Origin of the sequence: Pseudobacteroides sp. (genome assembly GCF_036567765.1) — a bacterium.
In the GTDB taxonomy this organism is placed as follows: domain Bacteria; phylum Bacillota; class Clostridia; order Acetivibrionales; family DSM-2933; genus Pseudobacteroides.
Genome location: NZ_DATCTU010000029.1, coordinates 1 through 5,627, shown reverse-complemented (window position 1 = coordinate 5,627; position 5,627 = coordinate 1). Strand labels below are relative to the sequence as shown.

1 protein-coding gene and 1 pseudogene are annotated in these 5,627 nt (G+C 34.7%); both read right to left on the bottom strand.

Features of this window, described 5'->3' with window-relative positions; genetic code table 11:
* Window positions 1-121: 121 nt before the first annotated feature.
* On the bottom strand, window positions 122-2,653 hold the full coding sequence (locus tag VIO64_RS22980) for a Kelch repeat-containing protein (protein ID WP_422662543.1): 2,532 nt from the start codon (window positions 2,651-2,653) through the stop codon (window positions 122-124).
* A 9-nt stretch (window positions 2,654-2,662) separates the two neighbouring features.
* A pseudogene (locus VIO64_RS04345) lies at window positions 2,663-4,960 on the bottom strand (S8 family serine peptidase); the annotation flags it as partial.
* Window positions 4,961-5,627 lie beyond the last annotated feature (667 nt).

Sequence of the window (5,627 nt, the reverse complement as noted above, 5' to 3'; positions counted from 1 at the left end):
GACTACTCATATAGGTGAGGCTCGTTGTAAACTGGATTCTTGCAAAAACTTTTTCCGCTTGAAAAACTGGAAATTTTCAAATATTAAGATAACAAAAGATTCATTTAGAAATTGTCCAAACTTAAGGGGTTAATCCGGTATACTCATTAGTGGCTAAATTATCATAAGCAGAATTATATAAGTTTGGATGAACCTCCTTCGTTATCCTACCCATCTTGTCATAAGTAATTCTAGTAATACTTGATTTTGTTATTTGCTTTGTTCCATTTGTACCATTACCATTTCCATCATTTTGTACAATTTTTATCAAACGTCCATTGGGATCATAATAATAATCCGTTTTGAACTTTTTAGGTGAAGTCTGACTTGTTTTCCATCCTCTATCATCATATGTATATGTCGTTTCATATTGATTATTATCTTTCACAGAATTCAAGTAATAGTTGTGGTCATAATTGTATGTAGTCTTGGAGCTGGTAAACTCGGGATCATACATATATTTTAGCAGACCTTTAATAGGCTTTTCACCAGGCGAAGCATAGTATTCATGCACTGTAATTGAAAATTTTGAAGTATCACTGGTACCTTCTATATATTCATCTGTTCCATTTAATGGCTGCACCTTCTTTAAGAGGTTTCCATTGGTATCATAAACGTAAAAAGTCAATCTTCCTGATTCATCCTGCTGCTTGATAATACTATTCTTAAAATCATAAAAGTTTAATTTATATCCTCCATCAGGCTTTGTCACTTTTATGATGTTATCCTTTTCATCTCTTAAATATTCGGTTCTGTTGCTATTTATTGTCACAGGTGAATAAGAATCTTCGTAATTACCAAGTCCAAGCTGCCCAACATTGTAACCCCACACCTTTATAATATCATTATTCGTGATTGCGGCACAGTTGTAAAATCCTGCCGATATTTGCTTTATACCTGTCAAGTTAGGTATAAATGTTGGACTAGTTTTGGATACGTTATTTCCAATCCCTAATACTCCGTTTCCATTATAACCCCAAGCCACTACTTTTCCATCCTTTGTTAATGCAAAGCTGCTATATATTCCGGCAGAAATCTGATTTACTGTACCTGTCAATGATGTAATTTCTGTAGGCAAACTTCTTGCATTAAGATCACCAAATCCTAATTGCCCATAAGCATTACCTCCCCATGTTTTTAATTTTCCATCTGACATAAGTGCTATACAATGATATAACCCTCCTGATATCTGACTAGCATTAAAAAGGCTTGCGTTTTCCACTGGAGTATATTTATTGCCTGTAGCTCCAAGTCCTAACTGATTCTGGTCATTCCTTCCCCATACCATTACTTTTCCATTGCTTAGCTTAGCAAAAGAAAAATCCATACCTGCATATACATCTTGAACGTTACTTAACTGCGTTATCTGAGCTGGGACAGAATCACTTATTCCTGATCCCAATCCTAATTGTCCAAAATTGTTCTTTCCCCACGCCAATACATTTCCATTGTTCAAAAGTGCTATTACATGGTCATATCCAACTGCTAATTTTTTAACTCCACTGACTCCTTGCAAGGTGTACGGAAAATTCTTATTTGTTTTATCATTTATAATACCTAGCTGACCAAAGATATTCCTTCCAAATACCTTTACTGTGCCATCATTCATTAGTATATAAGTTGAACCTGATCCTACCGCTATCTGCTTAACGTCTTTCATTCCTCCGATTATTTGCTTTATAGTTCTTGTTTGGTTATCTCCAAGACCTAATTGCCCCTCGGAATTATAGCCTGATACGCTGACTTCTCCATCAGAGTTAAGAGATAGACTATGGGACTCACCAAATACAACAGGTGAAAACTCCGATGCCGGTGTAGTTGTTAAGTTATCAATTGATACCGCTATCTCTCCGCCAAAATTAGCTGCATCGGGTTGATATTCTTCTACATCGGTATATCCTCCCCCCATAGCATAAGCTTTTCCATTTAAGGCTACTACACCTAAAGAGCGTCTGTTTAGGCTCATTGAAGCTTTAGTTCTCCATATATTATAGATGGGATCATATTCTTCAACTTTATTTGCTACAACACTTCCACCACCAGCTCCATTATATCCGCCAATTGCATAAATTTTCCCATTTATTTCACAAACACCCAGCTCTCTTCTTCCATAAAACATGTTTGATTTATCAACCCAGTTGCCTTTTAATCCGTAATTTGGGTTAAATTCAGTAGTTGAAGCTAATTCTACACCTCCACTCCAACCTCCAATAGCATATATTTTTCCGTTTACTGCTGCAGCACTAAGTTCGTACCTCGCAATAGGTAAATCTTGCATTATTCTCCACGCACTTCCTGGCGGGGCAGATGGATCATACTCCTCAACAGATTTTAAAGAAATATCTCTATTCGATCCACCAATCAGGTATATTTTGTTATCTAAAACAGCAACACCCATACCAAACCTTTTTGTAGGCATACCATTACCATAACTTTGCCATACCCCACTGCCATTTTTCCACAATCCACCTTTGATTGTCCATGAATTACTAACAGGGTCATATTCCTCAATAGTATCAACAGCCCCATTGGGATAATCACTGGCATTGCCACCTATAACATAAATCTTCCCTTTTACAGCAGCTACAGCTGGTTCATATCGTCGTACAAGCATATCGGCTTTTCTAACCCACTTATTTTTAATAGGATCATATTCTTCAACAGTTCCATCACCGTTTCTACCTATTGCGTATATCTTCCCGTTTACTGTAACTGCTCCACCCACAAACCCGTCAAATCCCATATTGGCCTTGAAAGTCCATTTCTCATAGGGATAATCAAACCTAGTAACATTATTTTCAGGGTCTTGTGACTTTGTAACGTTATAGTATTGATCATATTCCTTTATTATTTTCCTATTATTTGAATCTGTTATTGTAGTCCTCATATTTATATCATCATACACATAAGTATGGGTGTTTTTAAATCTGTCAGTTATAGTATATACTTTATTCTGATGTATTCCCGTTTGGTAATAAACCATACTTTCAAATGCAAGGCTCGGGTCCTTTATCTGTGTTAAATAATCTTGATTTGTTTGATTAGTCTTATCTTGATAAGTAGTATATGCGTATATATAATTATTTCCTGCCGGGTCCTTAAAACTTGTAAGATTATTATTCGTGTATACATAATCAGTACTTCTTACTATTGTAGTGCCATCAGCTTTCATTTGTTTTATTGAAGTTATAAAATTATATGTCTCGTTATTTATTGTATATGTACTATTAATAACATCAAAATATCTTCCTGTAGCTAAATCTGTAATCTTTGTTATCTTGCCTTTATTGTCAACCTGAATAGATATACAATTCCCATTCTTATCTCTCATTTCACTTAAATATCCATAATGGCTTGTTGAATCTACGCTATTGAAAGTATATACATACTGGTCTTTTGTTGTTAAAACATACTTTCCGTTAACTATTTCCAGTTTGCTTCTTGAGTCATTTGCTCTGAAGTTTATTCCATCGCTGTATCCTGAAAATGTCTGTATGCTACCATTAGGTAATGAAACTGTAATTAATTTAATACCAGTAGATGTATCCTCGTAAACACTTCCATCAAATCCAAACGTCCATCCTCTACCAAACTTACCAATAGTGTTCGATTTTGAATTATAAGATCTGCTTATATTCAGTTTAAAACCCGGTATATCAAGGCTCATATCGATAAAAGTCCTTGAAAAATTACCCGTTGCTGGATTAATGCCATTTTCTCCATAGTGTATCTTTTCTAGAAGATCATTTGACTCCATTATTGTATTTACATTATTTTCATTAGTTGAGTGCATCGGATCATTTCTAAAACTGTCATTATTATCAGGTTGTGGCTTTTTGTTTTTAACAGCGGCGTATGCATCAACTCTGCCACCTGTTGAAACTTTATCTTTAAGATTTGTAGATGTTACAACATTGTTTTTTATTCTTGAAATAATATCAATATAAGTTTCATCAGGATATTTACTTTTAATTAATGCTGCTATTCCTGTTACTAAAGCTGTTGAGAATGATGTGCCATTCATCGTTGTATAGTTATTTTCAGGCGTTATTCCATAGATGTTCACCCCTGGAGCTGCTACATCTATTTCAGCTCCATAATTAGAGAAGCTTGCAAGATTTCCACGATTATCAATTGCAGCTACTGATATTATATTATCCAAATCGAAACATGCGGGATAAGTCTGCATTTGATCTACATTCATACTGTTATTTCCTGCAGGACATGTGAAAAGAATTCCACTATCAGCCATTGCATTTTTCAAGGCATTGTTATAATAAGCCGACCCCCAACTACAATTGATTATCTCCACACCCATTTTTTGAGCATATTCAATAGCTTCAATTGCATCACTTGTATAACCTCCATCACCATTTATAAATTTTAGAGGAAGTATTTTCACATTAGCAACACCAGATATTCCGTTGTCATTAGACTCTGCTGCTATCTAACCCGCAATAAAGGTCCCATGAACATCAATAGATCTGGAATCATAAACATTGCTATCATTATTCACAAAATCATATCCATTTACATCATCTACATAACCATTTTTATCGTCATCAATACCATTAGCAGGTATTTCATTCTGATTTATATATATGACATCCTTGATCTCATCATTTTTAATATCAATTCCTGTATCAAGTATACCAACAACAACATCCTTAGTTCCCTTTGTAATATCCCAAGCTGGAATTACATTTATATCAACTCCTGCTATGCCTTTTTGTCCTCTCGCAACCTGTAATGTGTTGTAAAGCTCCCATTGACTGCTAAACTTTTCATCTGCAGGAATTCCATTTGTATAAAGTTTATAGTTCATCTGAGCATACTCCACGTTAGAGTCTTCACGAAGCTCCTTCAGAAGATTTTCAGAATCATCATTTTCGGATATCTCTAAAACCTCTATATTCCTCATTTTTTTCTTGGTTCTAAGCTTTGAAAGTTTAAGTTTGTCTTTTAGCGTACTTTTAAGCATATCTATAATATCGTCTTTAATATTATCCTTAACCATATCCCTTAAATCTTCTTCAGGTATATTCTTGTATTTTACAATAATTTGACTTCTTTCCTTCAGATCTAGACATCCACTATGCATATCTGTTATTTCACTTTCATCAAATACTGGTTCTGGATGGGGTTCAGGCTTTTCAGGCTCTTTATTGTACGTTACTTTTAAATCATTAACATCCTTCAAAATCTTACCATCAGCACAATCGTTAATTCCTCGGTTTGTGATATCCTGTTTTTTTTCCTTGCCGAAACCAAAGAGCTCTTCTGCACTTACCGGAATATTAGCAGCCCCTGCTACAAACGTTGTAATCAGCACAGATGCAATGAATCTTTTAATTTTACCTTTCATTTATATTCCCCCTGAATTTAGAATGATTTCTACAAATACACTGTATACACTATTCGGAACAAGTCACCTCCTTTAAGATATAGGTATGCTCTCGGAAACTCCGAGGGCTTTATTTATCTGACTTTTGAGAGTTAAATTTTCTTTTTCACCCCCACAAATCAGTTAAAATTTTATTAAAATTTCCAGCTATAATTTCCACAATTATACTAATGTGGTATTGTAC